The sequence below is a fragment of the Pseudomonas sp. ANT_H4 genome (genome assembly GCF_008369295.1).
Taxonomy (GTDB): domain Bacteria; phylum Pseudomonadota; class Gammaproteobacteria; order Pseudomonadales; family Pseudomonadaceae; genus Aquipseudomonas.
Genome location: NZ_VOBG01000023.1, coordinates 38,065 through 56,008 on the forward strand (window position 1 = coordinate 38,065; position 17,944 = coordinate 56,008).

The 17,944-nt window shown below is 59.8% G+C and carries 16 protein-coding genes; 6 read left to right on the top strand and 10 right to left on the bottom strand.

Features of this window, described 5'->3' with window-relative positions:
• Window positions 1–8 precede the first annotated feature (8 nt).
• The gene (locus FQ182_RS23300) at window positions 9–1,091 is read left to right on the top strand and encodes a catalase family peroxidase (protein WP_149414000.1); all 1,083 of its coding nucleotides are present in this window, start codon (window positions 9–11) and stop codon (window positions 1,089–1,091) included.
• Window positions 1,088–1,627: a cytochrome b gene (locus FQ182_RS23305; RefSeq protein WP_149413999.1), complete on the top strand. Its 540-nt coding sequence runs from the start codon at window positions 1,088–1,090 to the stop codon at window positions 1,625–1,627. Before FQ182_RS23300 ends, FQ182_RS23305 begins: the two co-directional genes overlap by 4 nt.
• 3 nt (window positions 1,628–1,630) lie before the next feature.
• Here FQ182_RS23305 and FQ182_RS23310 read toward each other — a convergent pair whose 3' ends face one another.
• A complete protein-coding gene (locus FQ182_RS23310) occupies window positions 1,631–2,830 on the bottom strand; it encodes an MFS transporter (RefSeq protein ID WP_149413998.1) in 1,200 nt (399 codons plus the stop codon).
• A 99-nt stretch (window positions 2,831–2,929) separates the two neighbouring features.
• Between FQ182_RS23310 and FQ182_RS23315 the strand changes: the two genes are divergently transcribed.
• Window positions 2,930–3,376 (top strand): helix-turn-helix domain-containing protein, encoded by a 447-nt coding sequence (locus tag FQ182_RS23315; RefSeq protein WP_149413997.1) that lies wholly within the window; start codon window positions 2,930–2,932, stop codon window positions 3,374–3,376.
• Between the two features lie 34 nt (window positions 3,377–3,410).
• Here the strand turns inward: FQ182_RS23315 and FQ182_RS23320 are convergent, their stop codons facing one another.
• Together FQ182_RS23320 and FQ182_RS23325 are read right to left on the bottom strand one after the other, a co-directional pair.
• On the bottom strand, window positions 3,411–4,562 hold the full coding sequence (locus tag FQ182_RS23320; protein WP_149413996.1) for a carboxypeptidase family protein: 1,152 nt from the start codon (window positions 4,560–4,562) through the stop codon (window positions 3,411–3,413).
• A gap of 467 nt (window positions 4,563–5,029) precedes the next feature.
• On the bottom strand, window positions 5,030–5,392 hold the full coding sequence (locus FQ182_RS23325) for a DUF6124 family protein (RefSeq protein ID WP_149413995.1): 363 nt from the start codon (window positions 5,390–5,392) through the stop codon (window positions 5,030–5,032).
• 129 nt (window positions 5,393–5,521) lie between these two features.
• Between FQ182_RS23325 and FQ182_RS23330 the strand changes: the two genes are divergently transcribed.
• Window positions 5,522–6,169 (top strand): LexA family transcriptional regulator, encoded by a 648-nt coding sequence (locus FQ182_RS23330; RefSeq protein WP_149413994.1) that lies wholly within the window; start codon window positions 5,522–5,524, stop codon window positions 6,167–6,169.
• Here the strand turns inward: FQ182_RS23330 and FQ182_RS23335 are convergent.
• The 4 genes from FQ182_RS23335 to FQ182_RS23350 are packed head-to-tail and all read right to left on the bottom strand — an operon-like array spanning window position 6,166 to window position 11,725.
• A complete protein-coding gene (locus tag FQ182_RS23335) occupies window positions 6,166–8,121 on the bottom strand; it encodes an acetyl/propionyl/methylcrotonyl-CoA carboxylase subunit alpha (RefSeq protein WP_149413993.1) in 1,956 nt (651 codons plus the stop codon). The genes FQ182_RS23330 and FQ182_RS23335 overlap by 4 nt on opposite strands.
• The gene (locus FQ182_RS23340) at window positions 8,118–8,924 is read right to left on the bottom strand and encodes a gamma-carboxygeranoyl-CoA hydratase (RefSeq protein ID WP_149413992.1); all 807 of its coding nucleotides are present in this window, start codon (window positions 8,922–8,924) and stop codon (window positions 8,118–8,120) included. The genes FQ182_RS23335 and FQ182_RS23340 overlap by 4 nt, the downstream gene beginning before the upstream one ends.
• Window positions 8,925–8,940: 16 nt before the next feature.
• Window positions 8,941–10,548 carry a carboxyl transferase domain-containing protein gene (locus tag FQ182_RS23345; protein ID WP_149413991.1) on the bottom strand — a complete coding sequence of 536 codons (1,608 nt, stop codon included), beginning with the start codon at window positions 10,546–10,548 and terminating at the stop codon, window positions 8,941–8,943.
• Between the two features lie 13 nt (window positions 10,549–10,561).
• Window positions 10,562–11,725 (bottom strand): isovaleryl-CoA dehydrogenase, encoded by a 1,164-nt coding sequence (locus tag FQ182_RS23350; protein WP_149413990.1) that lies wholly within the window; start codon window positions 11,723–11,725, stop codon window positions 10,562–10,564.
• A gap of 172 nt (window positions 11,726–11,897) precedes the next feature.
• Here FQ182_RS23350 and FQ182_RS23355 point away from each other — a divergent pair, with 172 nt between their 5' ends.
• Window positions 11,898–13,580, top strand: a complete 1,683-nt coding sequence (locus tag FQ182_RS23355; protein WP_149413989.1) for an AMP-binding protein — start codon at window positions 11,898–11,900, stop codon at window positions 13,578–13,580.
• 567 nt (window positions 13,581–14,147) lie between these two features.
• Here the strand turns inward: FQ182_RS23355 and FQ182_RS23360 are convergent.
• The 3 genes from FQ182_RS23360 to FQ182_RS23370 form a co-directional block, all read right to left on the bottom strand.
• Complete coding sequence (locus FQ182_RS23360) at window positions 14,148–15,047, bottom strand: hydroxymethylglutaryl-CoA lyase (RefSeq protein ID WP_149413988.1); 900 nt, start codon at window positions 15,045–15,047, stop codon at window positions 14,148–14,150.
• A gap of 12 nt (window positions 15,048–15,059) precedes the next feature.
• Window positions 15,060–15,458 (bottom strand): MerR family DNA-binding transcriptional regulator, encoded by a 399-nt coding sequence (locus FQ182_RS23365; protein ID WP_149413987.1) that lies wholly within the window; start codon window positions 15,456–15,458, stop codon window positions 15,060–15,062.
• Between the two features lie 154 nt (window positions 15,459–15,612).
• Window positions 15,613–16,548, bottom strand: a complete 936-nt coding sequence (locus FQ182_RS23370; RefSeq protein ID WP_133100278.1) for a LysR family transcriptional regulator — start codon at window positions 16,546–16,548, stop codon at window positions 15,613–15,615.
• A gap of 163 nt (window positions 16,549–16,711) precedes the next feature.
• On the opposite strand from FQ182_RS23370, the gene FQ182_RS23375 reads away from it, so the two are divergent.
• A complete protein-coding gene (locus tag FQ182_RS23375; RefSeq protein WP_149413986.1) occupies window positions 16,712–17,941 on the top strand; it encodes an acyl-CoA dehydrogenase in 1,230 nt (409 codons plus the stop codon).
• The last annotated feature ends 3 nt before the right edge of the window (window positions 17,942–17,944 follow it).

The window sequence follows — 17,944 nt, forward strand, 5'->3', positions numbered from 1 at the left end:
GTTCTTTCATGGTAGATCACTCATCACCGCGACACCCTCCGTTAAGCACTGCGAGCCTGATAGTGCGGTTGGCCAGCATCGGCGTAGTGGTAGCGGTTGTGGCGGGGGCTTTTGCCTACGTCAACGGCAGCCTCGACCCACAACGATTGCGCCCAAAAACCCTGGTCAACGCCTTGGAAACCAACAACGGTGTGCATCCGGGTTACCGCCGAAACCACTCCAAAGGTGTATGCGTGGCGGGTTATTTCGAGAGTGATCCTTCGGTGCGCCAGTATTCCAGTGCCCAAGTGTTCAGCGAGGCGCGTACGCCGGTGATTGGCCGCTTTGCCTTGCCCAGCGGCAACCCCTATGCGCCGGACAGCAGCGTACCGATCCGCAGTTTTGCCCTGCAATTCAGCTTGGCCAACGGCCAGCAATGGCGCACTGGGATGAACAGCATGCCGGTGTTCCCGGTGGGCACGCCCGAGGCGTTCTACCAGATGCTCAAGGCGGGCGCGCCGGACCCTGCCACCGGCAAGCCGAACCCGGCCAATATGCCGGCATTCTTTGCTTCTCATCCGCAGACGGCGCCGTTTCTGGCGTGGGTAAAAACCGCTAAACCGTCCGCCAGCTATGCCACAGAGACTTATAACGGCATCAATGCGTTTTACCTGGTGAATGCCAGTGGCCAACGTCAGGCCGTTCGCTGGGGCGTGGTGCCTGTGAGTGAGGATGCGCCAGGTGCTGCAGCGCCAGAAGGCGCGGACTTCCTGGAAAAAGACCTGGCACAGCGCCTGGTAGCCGGCCCCCTGCATTGGCAGTTGAATATCACCCTGGCCAATCCCGGCGACCCCACTGATGACGCCAGCAAGGCCTGGTCGGGTGAGCACAAGGTGTTGAACGCCGGGACTCTGGTACTGCAAAGCAGTCAGCCGCAAATCGACGGTGATTGCCGCGATATCAACTTTGATCCGTTGATCCTGCCCAGTGGTATCGAAGCCTCCAATGACCCGCTGCTGGCCGCTCGTTCGGCGGCGTATGCCAGTTCCTACCTGCGCCGTACCAGTGAAGTCAGTCAGTTGCACAGTGCCCCTCAGGAGTCGAAGCCATGAATGTCCAACCCCGGTTTTTCGCACCCTTGGCGCGGCTGCTGCATTGGCTGATGGCCTTGATGGTCATCGCCATGCTGTTTATCGGCGCGGGCATGGCGGCCTCGGTCTCGCAACGGCACGAGTGGCTGCTGCATCTGCACAAGCCTTTGGGGATCGCCATCCTGGCGCTGGTGATCGTGCGCCTGGTGGTGCGCTTTTCCACTCGCCAGCCGTCGTTGCCCACCGACTTGCCGTTATGGCAGGTGCTGGCGGCCAAGGCGTCCCATGTCGTGCTTTATGCGTTGATGCTGATCTTGCCGTTGCTGGGCTGGGGGATGATTTCGGCGGCGGGTGATCCGGTGATGCTCAGCAGTTCCGTGCAGTTGCCTGCACTGGTCTCGGCCAATGCCCAGCTATTTGCGGTGTTGCGTAAGGCTCATGGGTTTCTCGCCTACTTGCTGTTCCTAACGGTGCTGATGCATCTGGCGGCGGCGCTGTTTCATGGGCTGATCCGCCGTGATGGCGTACTGCAAAGCATGACCGGGACCAAGGACTGATGGTTAACCCTGTGACGGTTGTGCTTGTGCAGCCGTTGCAGGGCTCAGCGTAACCCGCCAGTAGATCAGCGCCAGCAGGTTGATGCCGGCGCCGAGGGCGCAGACTCCAATCCATCCCGCCCAGGCATACACCATGGTTGCACCCACTGATCCCAGCGCGCTGCCCACCGAATAGAACAGCATGTAGCCGGCCGCCAACCGGCTCTGGGCTTCGGGGCGCACGCTGTAGATCAGGCTTTGGCTGGTGACGTGCACTGCTTGCAGGCCCAGGTCGAAGGTAATCACGCCGAGCAACAGCGCCCACAGGGAGGATTGGGTAAAGGCAATCGCCAGCCAGGACACCAGCATCAACACCAGGGCAACGCCGCTGGTCCATTGGGCCAGGCCCCGGTCGGCCAGATGCCCGGCGCGGGCTGCACCAAGGGCACCAGCTGCACCGGCCAGTCCGAACAGGCCGATTTGCGTGTGGGACAACGACAGCGGCGGGGCGCTCAAGGGCAACACCAGTGTCGTCCACAGTACGGTGCCAGCGGCGAAAATCAGCAGTGCCAGCACCGCCCGATCGCGCAGTACCTTTTCTTCCCGGAATAGGGTGAAGATCGAGCGGATCAACTGATCATAGGATTCGCTAGCCCTTGGCTGTTCGGTTGTGGGCAAGATCCGCCAAAGCAACAGCGCCATCAGCAAGGTCAACCCCGCCGACAACACGTACACCGAGCGCCAACCGGCGAGGTCAGCCATGGTTCCCGACACCGTGCGCGCCAGCAGCAGGCCGACCACGATGCCACTGGTGACCAGCCCCACTACATGCCCGCGTTGCTCGGGCCGTGCCAGGTTTGCGGCATAGGCCACCAGCACCTGGGTCACTACCGCCAGCAATCCGGTGAGGACCATGCCGGCCAGCAGCCAAAAGCGGTTGGAGGACAGTGCGACCAGCAGGACCGCGAAAGTCGACAACAGCAACTGGCCGACGATCAAGCGCCGCCGGTTCAACAAGTCGCCTAGAGGTACCAGCAGCAACAGGCCGACGCCATAACCGATCTGTGTCAGGGTGATGACGATACCGACCGTGGCGTGGTCCATGGCGAAGGTGTCGGCCATGGCATCCAGCAAGGGTTGGGCGTAATAGACGTTCGCCACCGACAGGCCGCAGGCGATGGCGAACAGCAAGACTACGGCGCCGCTCAAGGGGGATTGAGACATTGTGACTTCCCTACTCTGGTTTCGAATTAAAACCAGTTGTACGGTAGGTATTCTGGTTTTATATTGCAACTACATTTTTCCGAAGGCAGGTATCTTCCCGTGGTCAAGCTCACCCGCTTTGAAAGCGCCGAATGCCCGGTGGCTCGTTCCCTCGATGCCATTGGCGATGGTTGGGCGCTGTTGATCATTCGTGATGCCTTCGACGGCATCCGGCGCTTTGGCGAGTTCCAGCGCAGCTTGGGGGTGGCCAAGAACATTCTTTCGACGCGTTTGCGTAGCCTGGTGGCCCATGGGATTTTCGAGATCGTTCCGGCGTCGGATGGCAGCGCGTATCAGGAATACCAGTTGACGGAAAAGGGCAGGGGGTTGTTCACCGTGATCATTGGATTACGGCAATGGGGCGAGGGGTTTTTCTACGCTGAGGGTGAACACCATTCTGTGATGGTGGACTGCGCGCAGGGGCTTGCGTTACGGGCGCTGGAGTTGCGCTCGGCAGATGGCCGCCTGGTGGGGCCAGAGGATTGTCGACGCGTGGCCGTCGAGTAAAGGGCCCAAATCCAGAGGGCCCTTCAGCACGGGGTTAGCGCAACACTGCAACGATATCCGCCACCGTACTCAACACATCCTTGCCCAACTGCATCGAGCGTTTGCCCGACCAGCCGGTGTGCGGATCAGGTGAGTCATCGTTGTCCTTGAAGGGCATTTCCAGGGTCAGTGACAGGCAATCGAACTTCTCGCCAACGCTGTTGCAGGCCAGGGTCATGTTGGCTTCGCCCGGCAAGTCACGGGTGTAGCCGTGGACGGTCTGGAAGTCGCGGGTCAGCGCGCTCAGGTGGCTGCGAAAGTGTTTTTCCAGCTGTTCGATACGCGGGGTGTAACCAGGGTTGCCTTCACAACCAGCGGTGAAGACGTAGGGGATTTCTTCGTCACCGTGGATGTCCAGGAACAGGTCGACGCCATATTTTTCCATCTGCTGCTGGACGAACAGCACTTCCGGACTGATTTCCTGGCTGGCACTTTGCCAGGCGCGGTTGAGGTCCTGGCCCATGGCGTTGGTGCGCAGGTGACCGTGGAAGGCTCCGTCCGGGTTCATGTTGGGTACCAGGTACAGATCGGCGGCGGCCAGGAGCTTTTTCAGTTCATCGTCGCCGTCCTGTTGCAGGCGTTCGATGATGCCTTCCATAAACCATTCGGCCATGTGCTCGCCCGGATGCTGCTGGGCAATGATCCAGACCTTGCGCTTGCCTTTGCCGCCTTTGCCCCGACGCAGTAATGGAATGTCGCGGCCTTCAACACTTTTGCCGGTGGCCAGCAATTGAGTGCCGGCGCGATTCAGTGCCTGGTCGATCAACCCGTCATGACGCTCGCGGCTGTAGGGTTCGAAATAGGCGAACCAGGCTTGTTTTTCCTGGGTTTCAAGGCTGATGTGCAGGGTCTCGCCATCAAAGCGGGTAGGCACCCGGAACCAATTGATGTGGTCGTAGGATGCCACGGCGCGGTAGCCAGTCCAGGCATGTTTGTAGGAGGACTGGCCGGCGTTGCTCAGGCGGAAGGTGTGGGTGTGGCCCACATGCATGCCTTCGGCCTTGAAGTGGAACCACTGGAAGTGCTGGCTGCGAGTATCTGGTTTGATCGCCAGCAGCAACTGATGGGCATCGCTGGCGTCGAGCACCTGGATATTGCCACTGTCAAAGTTGGTGCTGATTTTGATGGAGGTCAAGGCCACGGTCATAGTCTGGTTGCCTGAATATGATTGTTGTGGCTGGCATTTTACACAGGAGCGAGGTAAAGCTCGGACGCAAATTTTTGCGTGGGGAGAGGGGGGCGTCATCCATGACGCCGCAGTAGCTTAGAATCTATGAGATTGATTCTCAAGTGCTATTTTGGAAAGATCGATGCCAGAGCGCTTGATCGGCTTTCTTTCGGCGATGGTCTTTTGCTACCATGCGAGCCATCAAGCAACACACAGTCTTCATTAGCCTGAAGCCACGCCAGGAAAAACTGGCAAAAAAAAGACCCGGCCAAAGAGCCGGGTCAAAAACCGTGATTAGCCTGATGAGGAGATATTCCAAGAGTCCGACCTAAGGTCCCTTGGTTTATCGACTGATCTCGCGACCAGCTGCATGCAATAATAATCATTATCATTTGCAAGTCAAATGTTTTTATCAACCTGATAGAAATATTTGTCGTTGATGGCTTCTACGCGCTTGTCTGGTGGTCGGTTTTCCGAGCCGAGACTTGCAGTGTCCGTTCCAGCATGGCCCTGGCCATATCAATCAAATAAACCACCGAAAATACCAGGTCGCGGCTATTGCCGAGGGTGCCATTCGCCGATTCATAAGCCGTGGCGGCCGCGCTGCGCAGCAGGTCAGAGGCGTGGAGAAGGGCTTCTTCATCACTGACCTCGGCCTTGACTTCGAACAAGGTGCCATCGGTTACCGATTCGGTTACATCCGTTTTCAAGTAATAATCCAGCGCACGCTGGGCTGCACCGCTGCTGTGCAGGAAAAGCAGTTCATCTTCGTCGGGTGTAGAGGGCTGGTGGTCCGGGGACAGGGTCATGATGGGGGTGCTCTGGGTAGGGAGTGGAATGCCTGGACCCAATAGTAGTACGTATTGTATTTATGTCATTTGATTGATTACTACAAAGTGTTTATTGTGGGCCTGAGTACACAACGTATTGTCGGCCCCATGGATAAATGGATAGCGTTGGTCAAAACCAGCATGAAAGACCGCAAGGTCACACAGGATCAGCTTGCAGAGCGCTTGGGCATGTCCCAGGGCGGCGTCGGCCATTGGCTGAACAAACGCCGTATACCGAGCCTCGCCGACATGAATCGGGTGATCGAGGAGCTCGGCCTGGGGGTTCTCGAAGTCGCCTTGGTGATCCGCGAAAAGGCCACCGAGCCGGTTGAAGACGAGCAGTTGCCGGCCGAGAAATACAACCCGTATTTTCGTTATCCGGTGAGCGACTGGAAGGGCGTGGGCGAGGTTCGCGAAGAGCGCCCTGCCTATGGCGCTGCGCGCTTCGAGCTGACGGACTACCGCGCCCGCGGCGCTGCGTTCTGGCTGCAGGTGACAGGTGACGCGATGACCGCGCCCAGCGGTTTGAGCATCGGTGAAGGGATGATGATCCTGGTCGACCCGGCGATTGAAGCCGAGCCCGGCAAGCTGGTGGTCGCCCAATGGCCGGATGCCATCCAGGCGACCTTCCGCAAACTGATGGAGGAGAGCGGCCAGCTTTACCTGGTGCCGCTTAACCCGACCTATCCGAAATCCCTGTTCACCGATGAATGCCGGATCATCGGCGTAGTGGTACAGGCGACGGTGAAGTTCTAAGCCTGCGCCTCCAGTTCTACCAGCGCGCTGCCTTCGCCGACCATTTCGCCTTCCTGGCAATACAGCGCCTTGACGATGCCGGCGTGGGGCGCCCGGATGCTGTGTTCCATTTTCATGGCCTCCAGCACCACCAACTGTGTGCCGGCCTCAACGGCCTGCCCGAGTTCCACCAGCACGCGCACGATGCTGCCATTCATCGGTGCGGTCAGGCCGCCTTGATGAGACTGGCTGGCCTCAACCGCGGCGATCGGATCAAACAGCCTCACGCTGTGCATCTCGCCGTCCCAGCGCAGAAAGAAACCCCCTTCGCCACGTACGGCGAGGTGCGAGCGCCGCACGCCTTGCTGGTCGATCAGCAACTGTTCGCCCCGCAGTTGCGGTGCGTGAACACTTTCTCGCAGCGTCACGAGGCGATCCTGGCCGTTGCAGCTCAAGTGCAGCGAGGTCTCGGCGGGTAAGCCTGCACGAAAGCCATTGCTGCGAGCCCAAGGCGAGCAAGAATCATCATCGCGTACCTTGGCAGGCTGACTCTGCATAAAACCATGGCCGGCGGCTTGCCAGAACTCATCGCTCAATTCGCCGACGGCGGGCAGCAGGTCATCCTGATAGCGAGGAATAAACCCGGTATCCAGTTGCGCCGCCGCAAACGCCGGATGGCCGATGATACGTCGCACAAACCCCAGGTTAGTCTTCAGCCCACCGATGGCGAACTCATCCAGCATGCTCAACAGTCGCAGGCGCGCCTGTTCGCGGTCCTCGCCCCAGGCAATCAGCTTGCCGAGCATAGGGTCGTAAAACGGCGAGACGCTATCGCCTTGCTCGACACCACTGTCAACCCTGCGGCCCGGCCCAGGCGCTGATTCACGGTACAGCGCCAGGTGCCCGGTGGCCGGCAGAAAATCATTGGCAGGGTCTTCGGCGTACAAGCGTACTTCAATGGCATGGCCGAGCAGCGGCACCTGCTCCTGGGTCATCGGCAACGGTTCGCCCTGAGCCACACGAATTTGCCAGGCCACCAGGTCAAGGCCGGTGATGGCCTCGGTCACCGGGTGCTCCACCTGCAGCCGTGTGTTCATTTCCATGAAGAAAAATTCGCCCCGTGCATCCAGCAAAAACTCCACGGTGCCAGCACCGATGTAGCCGATGGCCTGGGCCGCACGTACTGCAGATTCGCCCATGGCCTTGCGCAGCAAAGAGCTGAGACCAGGTGCTGGCGCTTCTTCGACGACCTTTTGATGACGGCGCTGGATCGAGCAGTCCCGCTCATTGAGGTACAGGCAATGCCCCTGTTGATCGGCGAACACCTGGATCTCCACATGGCGCGGCTTGATCAGGTACTTCTCCACCAGCATCTGCGCGTTGCCAAAGGACGACAGGGCTTCACGCTGTGCCGAGGCCAGGGCTTCGGCCAGTTGGCTGACGTCTTCGACCACCTTCATGCCCTTGCCACCACCACCGGCGGTGGCCTTGAGCAGCACCGGGTAACCAATGCGTTCGGCCGCTTCGCGAAAGGTTGCCAGGTCCTGTGCTTCGCCATGGTAGCCGGGCACCAACGGCACCCCGGCGGTTTCCATCAAGGCCTTGGCAGCGGATTTGCTGCCCATGGCATCGATGGCCGAGGCGGGCGGGCCGAGGAAGATCAAACCGGCCGCTTCAATCGCGCGAGCAAATCCGGCATTTTCCGACAGAAAGCCATAACCGGGATGAATCGCCTGGGCACCACTGGCCTTGGCCGCAGCGATCAGTTTGTCGATTTGCAGGTAGCTGTCAGCAGCCTTGCTGCCGCCCAGGTCGACGCGGATATCGGCCTCGCGGCTGTGGCGGGCGTCGCGGTCGGTAGCGCTGTGGACGGCGACCGTGGTCAGTCCCAACGATTTGGCCGTGCGCATGACCCGGCAAGCAATTTCGCCGCGATTGGCCACCAGCACGGTAGTGAGAACAGGTGAACTCATGAACGCGGCTCCTGGGATTGCCAGCTGGGCGGACGTTTTTGCAGAAAGGCTCGCAAGCCTTCCTGGCCTTCGGCGCTGACGCGGATGCGCGAGATGGAGTTTTCGCAATAGCGCCGTAGCGCTGGGGTAAGTGCGCCGTGAGCGACTTCGCGCAGCAAGTCTTTGCTGGCACGCATCGCCGCCGGGCTGTTGAGCAGCAGGTTGGCGATCCACTGTTCAACCTGATGATCCAGTTCGGCTGGCGGATAACTTTCCGCCAACAGGCCGATTTCCCGCGCGCGCTCACCACTGAACCGCTCGGCAGTCAGGGCATAACGGCGGGCTGCACGCTCACCGATGGCCTGAACCACAAACGGGCTGATGACCGCTGGCGCCAGGCCAATGCGCACTTCCGACAGACAGAACTGCGCGTCATTGGTGCCAATGGCCATGTCACAGCAACTGATCAAACCGAGGGCGCCACCGTAGGCTGCGCCTTGAACCACTGCCAGCGTCGGGATCTTCAGCTTGGCCAGGTTGTACATCAGCTCTGCCAGTTCCCGGGCGTCATCCAGGTTGGTGTGGTAATCCAGCTCGGCCGACTGTTGCATCCAGGCCAGGTCGGCGCCGGCGCTGAAGTGCTTGCCACGGCCGCGCAGTACCAGAAAGCGCAGGGTGGGATCACCCTGGACGTGGTCCAGGGCAATGATCAGTTCGCGGATCATTTCGGCGTTGAAGGCATTGTTTTTGTGTTCTCGACTCAGCCACAGGGTGGCGAAGCCACGGGCGTCGGTAACCAGTTCGAGAGTGTTGAAATCGCTCATGGGGTGCAGCTCCATTTCACATGCGGAACACGCCGAAGCGGCTCGGCTCGATGGGGGCATTCAGCGAGGCAGACAGGGCCAGGGCCAGCACGTCGCGGGTCTGCAACGGGTCGATGACGCCGTCGTCCCACAGGCGAGCGCTGGAGTAATAGGGATGGCCCTGGGTCTCATATTGGTCGAGGATCGGTTGCTTGATGTTGGTCTCTTCCTGGGCACTGAACGGCTGGCCACTGCGCTCTGCCTGCTCTCGCTTGACCTGCACCAGCACGCCGGCCGCCTGTTCGGCACCCATCACGCCAATCCGCGCGTTGGGCCACATCCACAAGAAGCGCGGGTCATAGGCGCGACCGCACATCCCATAGTTCCCGGCGCCAAAGCTGCCACCGATGATTACTGTGAATTTCGGCACCTTGGCACACGCCACGGCCGTCACCAGTTTGGCGCCGTGCTTGGCGATGCCGCCGGCCTCGTACTTCTGGCCGACCATAAACCCGGTGATGTTTTGCAAAAACAGCAGGGGAATTCCACGCTGGCAGGCCAGCTCGATAAAGTGCGCGCCTTTTTGTGCAGCCTCGGCGAAGAGGATGCCGTTGTTGGCCAGGATCGCAATCGGGTAGCCGTGCAAGTGGGCGAAACCACACACTAGGGTGGTGCCGAACAGTGCTTTGAATTCATCGAACACCGAACCGTCCACCAGCCGGGCGATGACTTCGCGCACATCGAATGGCTGCTTGGCGTCGGCCGGAATTACCCCATACAACTCATCGCTGCCATAGAGCGGCGGCACAGGTGTGCGCTGCTGCAACTGACCCTGTTTATGCCAGTTGAGGTTGGCCACGCTACGGCGGGCCAAGGCCAGCGCATGTTCGTCGCTGTCGGCATAGTGGTCGGCCACACCGGAAATCTTGCAATGCACATCGGCGCCGCCCAGGTCTTCGGCGCTGACTACTTCACCAGTGGCGGCCTTCACCAGCGGCGGGCCGGCCAGGAAAATGGTGGCTTGCTGGCGGACCATGATCGCTTCGTCCGCCATGGCCGGCACATAAGCACCGCCAGCGGTACAGGAACCCATGACCACCGCGATTTGCGGGATGCCCTGGGCACTCATGTTGGCCTGGTTGAAGAAGATCCGCCCGAAGTGCTCGCGATCGGGAAACACCTCATCCTGGCGCGGCAGGTTGGCGCCGCCCGAATCCACCAGATAGATGCAAGGCAGGCGGTTCTGCTCTGCGATGGTCTGGGCGCGCAGGTGTTTTTTGACCGTCAGCGGGTAGTAGGAGCCGCCTTTCACCGTGGCGTCGTTGGCGACGATCATGCACTCGACGCCTTCGACGCGGCCAATCCCGGCAATCACGCCAGCGGCTGGCACGTCTTCGCCATATACCTGGTAGGCGGCCAGTTGGCTGAGTTCAAGAAACGCTGAACCGGGGTCGAGTAAACGATTGATACGCTCGCGAGGCAGCAGTTTGCCACGGGAGGTATGGCGCTCCTGGGCCTTGGCGCCGCCGCCTTGCTGTACCTGGGCGAGCAGGGTGTGCAGGGCGTCGACCTGTTTGAGCATCGCCGCGCTGTTAGCGGCAAATTCCGCCGAGCGCGGGTTGAGTTGGGTGTGCAGGGTTGCCATGGCGCGCGCTCCGTTAGCGGGTTTCGTTAAACAGTTCGCGACCAATCAACATGCGACGAATCTCACTGGTGCCCGCACCGATTTCATACAGCTTGGCGTCGCGCAACAGGCGGCCAGCCGGGAACTCGTTAATGTAGCCGTTACCGCCCAGAATCTGGATCGCATCGAGGGCCATTTGCGTGGCGCGTTCGGCGCTGTAGAGGATTACCCCAGCGGCGTCCTTGCGGGTGGTTTCGCCGCGCTCGCAGGCCTGAGCCACGGCGTACAGGTAGGCACGGCTGGCGTTGAGCTGGGTGTACATGTCAGCGACTTTGCCCTGGATCAGCTGGAATTCGCCGATGCTCTGGCCAAATTGCTTACGGTCGTGGATGTAAGGGACGACTACGTCCATGCACGCCTGCATGATCCCGGTGGGGCCGCCAGACAGCACCACACGCTCGTAGTCCAGGCCGCTCATCAACACCCGCACGCCGCCGTCGAGCTTGCCCAACAGGTTTTCTTCCGGCACTTCGACGTCATCGAAAAACAGCTCGCAGGTGTTGGAGCCGCGCATACCCAGCTTGTCGAACTTGTTACTGCGGCTGAAGCCTTTCCAGTCGCGTTCGACGATAAATGCGCTGATGCCGTGGGCACCTTTTGCCAGGTCGGTCTTGGCGTAGATCACGTAGGTGTTGGCGTCGGGGCCGTTGGTGATCCAGGTCTTGCTGCCATTGAGCACGTAGTGATCGCCGCGTTTATCGGCACGCAGCTTCATCGACACCACGTCAGAACCGGCATTCGGCTCGCTCATGGCAAGGGCGCCGACGTGCTCGCCGCTGATCAGCTTGGGCAGGTATTTGGTTTTCTGTTCGTGGCTGCCGTTGCGGTTGATCTGGTTGACACAGAGGTTGGAGTGGGCGCCATAGGACAGCGCCACCGACGCCGAGCCCCGGCTGATTTCTTCCATGGCCACCACGTGGGCGAGGTAACCCAGGCCGGCGCCGCCGTATTCTTCTGGCACGGTAATGCCCAAGAGGCCCATGTCACCAAACTTGCGCCACATGTCTACGGGGAACAGGTTATCGATGTCGATCTGCGCTGCCCTTGGTGCCAGTTCCTTGGCCACAAAGGACTGCACCTGGTCACGCAGCATGTCGATGGTTTCACCAAGGGCGAAGTTCAGGGAGGGGTAACTCATGACGGGGCACCTTTACGCTTTATTTTTGTGGGAGTTGATTGCCCGGCCGGGCACTCACCTTTACGTTAACGTAAGCTTGCCTTGCGCGACTGTCAATCGTAGCTTACGTTAACGTCAAGCTCGCGCCTGCCTGGCGCACCGTCCACCTACAAAAAAGACAATAGGGGTCGTTATGGATCAACCGAATCAGAGCTACAGCCGTGGCTCCCAAGACAAGGCCTTGCTGGCCATGACCATTGGTCAGGCGTTTGACCGTACGGTCGCGCAGCACTCTGATGGCGATGCATTGATAGTGCGCCACCAGAACCTGCGCTACACCTGGCAGCAACTGGCCGATGCCGTTGACCTGCACGCCCGGGCCCTGCTGGCGTTGGGCTTGCAGGCTGGAGATCGCCTGGGTGTCTGGGCGCCCAACTGTGCCGAGTGGGTTATCAGCCAGGTGGCCAGTGCTAAGCTGGGTGTGATCCTGGTCAATATCAATCCGGCTTACCGCAGCAGCGAACTGGAATACGTGCTCAAGCAATCCGGTTGCCAATGGTTGATCTGCGCGGGGGCGTTCAAATCGTCCGATTACCACGCCATGCTGCAAGAACTGGTGCCGGAACTGGCGGAGCAGTCCATCGGCCAGTTGCACTGCGAGAAGTTGCCTGGGCTGCGTGGCGTTATCAGCCTCGCCCCGCGGCCGCCCTCGGGATTCCTGCCCTGGTCGCAGTTGTCGACGATGGGGGCGGGCATCCCCCCGCAGCAACTGCATGCCCGCCAGGCCAGCCTGCACTTCGATCAAGCCGTCAACATCCAGTACACCTCCGGCACCACCGGCTTCCCCAAGGGCGCCACCCTCAGTCACCACAATATTCTCAACAACGGCTATATGGTCGGCGAAAGCCTGGGGCTCACGGCGCAAGATCGCCTGGTGATTCCAGTGCCGCTCTACCACTGCTTCGGTATGGTTATGGGCAACCTGGGCTGCATCACCCACGGCACTACCATGATTTACCCCAATGACGGCTTCGACCCGTTGCTGACCCTGACCGCCGTCGCCCAAGAGCAAGCCACTGGCCTGTACGGCGTGCCCACCATGTTTATCGCCATGCTCGATCACCCGCGCCGCGCCGAGTTCGACCTGTCGAGCCTGCGCACCGGGATCATGGCCGGCGCCACCTGCCCAATCGAGGTGATGCGCCGGGTCATCAGCGAGATGCACATGAGTGAGGTGCAGATTGCCTACGGCATGACTGAAACCAGCCCAGTGTCATTGCAGACCGGGCCGGATGATGGCCTGGAATTGCGGGTCACTACCGTCGGTCGCACCCAGCCGCAACTGGAAAGCAAGATTATCGACGAGGCCGGTAACACAGTGGCGCGCGGGCAGATAGGCGAGCTGTGTACCCGAGGCTACAGCGTCATGCTCGGTTATTGGAACAACCCCCAAGGGAGCCGAGAAGCCATCGACGACGCCGGCTGGATGCACACCGGCGACCTGGCGACCATGGACGAGCAGGGCTACGTGTGTATTGCCGGGCGCAACAAGGACATGATCATTCGCGGCGGCGAAAACGTGTACCCGAGGGAGTTGGAGGAATTCTTCTTCACCCACCCGGCAGTGGCTGACGTGCAGATCATCGGCATCCCCGACGCACGCTATGGCGAGGAGATCGTCGCCTGGGTCAAATTCCATCCTGGCCATGTGGCCAATGAACTGGAACTGCAGACCTGGTGCAAGGGGCGGATTGCCCACTTCAAGACGCCCAAACATTTCAAGTTTGTCGATGAATTTCCGATGACGGTAACCGGCAAGATCCAGAAGTTTCGCATGCGTGAGATCACGATTGAGGAGCTGCTGGGAAGGGATTGATGCAGGGGTGGGCTGTTTCCTGAAGCCCAGACAGCACAAAGGGGAGCCGAGGCTCCCCTTTAATTTGTTGTTACGTGCTCTTTTTTTATTATTGAGGGGCGGTCTATTGTTGTTTTTAGCAACCGTGGCCCTTTACTGCTGTTTTTGGCGACCCCCATCCGGGGTCAAGAGCAAACGTATTTTTTTGAGCGCTGATCTGCTTCTTCGCACGCGATCCAACCAGTGGGTAGCTACCTTGAGGTAGTTTTATTGTTCTCTGCCCGGTTGCGAGTGGCGGCATGTGCCGTACCCTGCGAAGCACATCTTCTCCAAAAAAATCTGTTAGCTGCGTCTCTGCCGTGTTGTTTTTGTTATGTCAGAGTCGTTACGTCTTATTTTTATTGGGTTTGCTACGTTTTATTCTTGTTATGCCATAGAGATAGCAGAAGCCGTGCCAACTTTTTAAATTCCTTTAAAATCAATAGGTTGGTTTTTTTAAGAAAATATCTTTCAGTAAATGCGACAGAATATGTTCCCTTGTTACTCGATGTGTATCCGTGCGGTAACACATCTGCACAGATGCGGTACTCAACCTCCACTGCGCGCCTTGGCTACCCGCGATCCGGTCGGGCGGCCCAATACCGTACAAATCTGCTGGCCGGCCAGCAGCAGTTGATCCAAATCGATTCCGGTCTCGATACCCAGGCCATTGAGCAGGTACAGCACGTCCTCAGTGGCGACGTTACCGCTGGCGCCCTTGGCATAGGGGCAGCCGCCGAGGCCGGCGATAGAGCTGTCGAACACCTGGATGCCTTCCTGCAAGCTGGCGTAGACATTGGCGATGGCTTGGCCATAGGTATCGTGGAAGTGCCCAGCGAGCTTGTCCCTCGGCACTTGAGCGCCCACCACCTCAAACATTCGTCGCGTAGCGCCCGCAGTGCCGGTGCCGATGGTGTCTCCCAGGGACACTTCATAACAGCCCATGGCATACAGCTCACGGGCGACGGCTGCCACCTGTTCCGGCGCGATCTGGCCTTCGTACGGGCAGCCCAGCACACAAGACACGTAACCGCGCACAGTGATTCCATGTTGTTTTGCCGACGCCATGATCGGTGCGAACCGCTCCAGGCTTTCGCTGATGGAGCAGTTGATATTGCGCTGGGAAAACGCCTCGGACGCCGCCGCGAACACCGCGACCTCCTTGACCCCGGCCGCCATCGCGTCCTCGAATCCCCGCAGGTTCGGCGCCAGCGCGCCATAGGTCACGCCAGGTTTGCGCTGTATTCGGGCAAATACCTCGGAGGAGCCTGCCATCTGCGGCACCCATTTGGGTGAGACGAAACTGCCCACTTCGATATAGCCCAGGCCGGCAGCGCTTAGGGCGTCTACCAGCCGGACCTTGTCGTCGACACTGATGGGCTGCGCTTCGTTTTGCAGACCGTCGCGTGGGCCGACTTCTACCAGGCGTACATGAGAAGGAAGAGACATGGGGATTACCTTTTAGAGTTGGCCAACCTGGCTCTGAATGGTCTGTTCCAGCGCCTGGGTGCAGCGCTCTTCGGCGGTATCGAGTTCCAGCTTCATCTGCTCGATATCCAGCATCTGCTGCTCCAACTGCTGGCGGCGCTCGGTGATTTTCGCCAGCATGCTGTGCAGTTGTTTCTGATTGCCGCTGGAGGGGTCGTAGAGTTGGATCAACTCGCGGCATTCGGCCAGGGAAAAACCGATGCGCTTGCCTCGCAGGATCAGCTTGAGACTGACTTTGTCCCGAGGCGTATAAATGCGTTCCTGCCCCCGGCGTTCCGGGGACAGCAGGCCTTGTTCTTCATAGAAGCGAATGGCGCGGGTGGTGATGTCGAGCTCGCGGGCGAGGTCGGAGATGCTGTAGGTCGTGCTCATGCAGATGCCCAGAAGATGTCTTGGGCGCTAAGCTAATGGCTGGTTGACGTAAGCGTCAAGTCGCAATGAGGTTGCTGGGGCTGCTACGCAGCCCAACGCGGCGGTGCGGCGATCCGACAAGCCCGCTCGCCACAACAAGCCTCCTCACAACAGATCAAGCTTGCTGCTTGTCCAGCTTCTTCTCATGGGCCGTCACCTGCTGGCACAACTCGATCATCTGCTCGCGCATCCAGCGGTTGGCTGGGTCCTGGTCGGTGCTTTCATGCCAGTACAGGTGGGTTTCCACCGATGGCACATCATTGACCGGCAGGTTGAACGAATGCAGGTCGTTGCGCCGGGCAAAGCGCTCCGGCACGGTCATGACCATGTCGGTCTGCTGCAGCACTTGCGACGCCATCAAGTAATGCTGGGAGCGCAAGGCGACCTTGCGCTGAATACCCATCTTGCCCAGGGCCAGGTCGACATGGCCCAGGCCATTGCGGCGGCTGGAGATATGGATGTGGGTCAGCGAGAGGTAATCATCCAGGCTGAATTTTTCCTTGCCCGCCATGGGATGGCCCTTGCGCATGGCACACACGTAGCGGTCTTCCATCAGCTTGACGTGGCGCACTTGCGGGTCGGTGTTAAGCGGCGCATCCACGGCGAAGTCCAGACGACCGGCCGCCAGTTCCTTGGTGGTTTCCCGACGCTTGGACAGGAAGCTCTCGATGATTACCGTCGGTGCCAGGCGGCGCAGGCGTTGGAACAGCGGTGGCAGGATCACGGCTTCGGTAAGGTCAGTCATGCTGATGCGGTAAGTCTTGGCCGCCTGCAACGGGTTGAAGATCCGGCTTTCCTGCACCGACACCCGCAGCAACGACAGCGCGTTACGCACCGGGCCGATGATGTTTTGCGCCATGGGCGTGGGCACCATGCCTTGGGCTGTGCGCACGAACAGCGGATCGTTGAAGGTTTCCCGCAGGCGCGCCAGAGCGTTCGAGACCGCCGGTTGGGTAATGCCGACGATCTGCCCGGCGCGGGTCAGGTTGGCTTCGGTATAGATCGCGTCAAAGACGATGAAAAGGTTGAGGTCGACCTTGCTCAGATTCATTTCGCTGCGCTCTTATTGTTAGGTTTTCATAGGCCGATCATATATCGGTGATGAATGTTAATACACGCCGAGAATAGGCTAGGTAAATTTTCGTAGCTGTTCTAGCATCGTTTCATGACCCCGACAACCTCCCGTTCTATAGAGAAAGAGAAGGTAACTGCTCATGGATTTCGCTTATTCGCCCAAGGTTCAGGAACTGCGTGAGCGCGTCACCGCGTTCATGGACGCTTACGTTTACCCGGCCGAGCCGGTGTTTGAACGCCAGGTCAGCGAAGGTGATCGCTGGCAGCCCACCGCGATCATGGAGGAGCTCAAGGCCAAGGCCAAAACCGAGGGGTTGTGGAACCTGTTTCTGCCGGAATCGGAACTGGGCGCTGGCCTGACCAACCTGGAATACGCACCGTTGGCGGAAATCATGGGCCGTTCGTTGTTGGGGCCTGAACCGTTCAACTGCTCGGCGCCGGACACCGGCAACATGGAAGTGCTGGTGCGCTACGCCAACGAAGAGCAGAAACAACGCTGGCTGGAGCCGCTGTTGCGGGGCGAGATCCGCTCGGCATTCGCCATGACCGAACCGGACGTGGCCTCTTCCGACGCTACCAACATGGCCGCCCGCGCGGTTCGCGATGGCGACGAATGGGTTATCAATGGCAAGAAATGGTGGACCTCCGGCGCCTGTGATCCGCGCTGCAAGATCATGATCTTCATGGGCCTGAGCAACCCCGATGCGCCGCGTCATCAGCAACACTCGATGATCCTGGTGCCGGTGGACGCTCCGGGCGTGAAGATCGTCCGTCCGCTGCCGGTGTTTGGCTACGACGATGCACCTCACGGCCACGCCGAAGTGCTGTTTGAAAACGTCCGTGTACCGTACGAAAACGTCCTGCTGGGCGAAGGCCGCGGCTTCGAAATCGCCCAGGGCCGCCTTGGCCCTGGCCGTATTCACCACTGCATGCGCTCCATCGGCATGGCTGAACGGGCGCTGGAGTTGATGTGCAAACGCGCCATCAGCCGCACCGCCTTTGGCAAGCCGCTGGCGCGCCTGGGGGGCAATATCGACAAGATCGCCGACTCTCGGATGGAAATCGACATGGCACGGCTGCTGACCTTGAAGGCGGCCTACATGATGGACACCGCCGGCAACAAAGTGGCGAAAAGCGAAATTGCCCAGATCAAGGTGGTGGCGCCGAACGTGGCCTTGAAGGTGATTGATCGGGCGATCCAGATCCACGGCGGGGCCGGGGTTTCCAATGATTTTCCGCTGGCCTACATGTACGCCATGCAACGCACCCTGCGCCTGGCCGACGGCCCGGATGAAGTACACCGTGCGGCGATTGGCAAGTTCGAGATCGGCAAGTATGTGCCTCGGGAAATGATGCGTAGCAGCCAGTAACCA

What these genes read in the sequence shown, in the direction of transcription:
- FQ182_RS23300 (WP_149414000.1), top strand. Translation starts at nt 9, where the DNA reads ATGGTAGATCACTCATCACCGCGACACCCTCCGTTAAGCACTGCGAGC.
- FQ182_RS23305 (WP_149413999.1), top strand. Translation starts at nt 1,088, where the DNA reads ATGAATGTCCAACCCCGGTTTTTCGCACCCTTGGCGCGGCTGCTGCAT.
- FQ182_RS23310 (WP_149413998.1), bottom strand. Translation starts at nt 2,830, where the DNA reads ATGTCTCAATCCCCCTTGAGCGGCGCCGTAGTCTTGCTGTTCGCCATC.
- FQ182_RS23320 (WP_149413996.1), bottom strand. Translation starts at nt 4,562, where the DNA reads ATGACCGTGGCCTTGACCTCCATCAAAATCAGCACCAACTTTGACAGT.
- FQ182_RS23325 (WP_149413995.1), bottom strand. Translation starts at nt 5,392, where the DNA reads ATGACCCTGTCCCCGGACCACCAGCCCTCTACACCCGACGAAGATGAA.
- FQ182_RS23330 (WP_149413994.1), top strand. Translation starts at nt 5,522, where the DNA reads ATGGATAAATGGATAGCGTTGGTCAAAACCAGCATGAAAGACCGCAAG.
- FQ182_RS23335 (WP_149413993.1), bottom strand. Translation starts at nt 8,121, where the DNA reads ATGAGTTCACCTGTTCTCACTACCGTGCTGGTGGCCAATCGCGGCGAA.
- FQ182_RS23340 (WP_149413992.1), bottom strand. Translation starts at nt 8,924, where the DNA reads ATGAGCGATTTCAACACTCTCGAACTGGTTACCGACGCCCGTGGCTTC.
- FQ182_RS23345 (WP_149413991.1), bottom strand. Translation starts at nt 10,548, where the DNA reads ATGGCAACCCTGCACACCCAACTCAACCCGCGCTCGGCGGAATTTGCC.
- FQ182_RS23350 (WP_149413990.1), bottom strand. Translation starts at nt 11,725, where the DNA reads ATGAGTTACCCCTCCCTGAACTTCGCCCTTGGTGAAACCATCGACATG.
- FQ182_RS23355 (WP_149413989.1), top strand. Translation starts at nt 11,898, where the DNA reads ATGGATCAACCGAATCAGAGCTACAGCCGTGGCTCCCAAGACAAGGCC.
- FQ182_RS23360 (WP_149413988.1), bottom strand. Translation starts at nt 15,047, where the DNA reads ATGTCTCTTCCTTCTCATGTACGCCTGGTAGAAGTCGGCCCACGCGAC.
- FQ182_RS23365 (WP_149413987.1), bottom strand. Translation starts at nt 15,458, where the DNA reads ATGAGCACGACCTACAGCATCTCCGACCTCGCCCGCGAGCTCGACATC.
- FQ182_RS23370 (WP_133100278.1), bottom strand. Translation starts at nt 16,548, where the DNA reads ATGAATCTGAGCAAGGTCGACCTCAACCTTTTCATCGTCTTTGACGCG.
- FQ182_RS23375 (WP_149413986.1), top strand. Translation starts at nt 16,712, where the DNA reads ATGGATTTCGCTTATTCGCCCAAGGTTCAGGAACTGCGTGAGCGCGTC.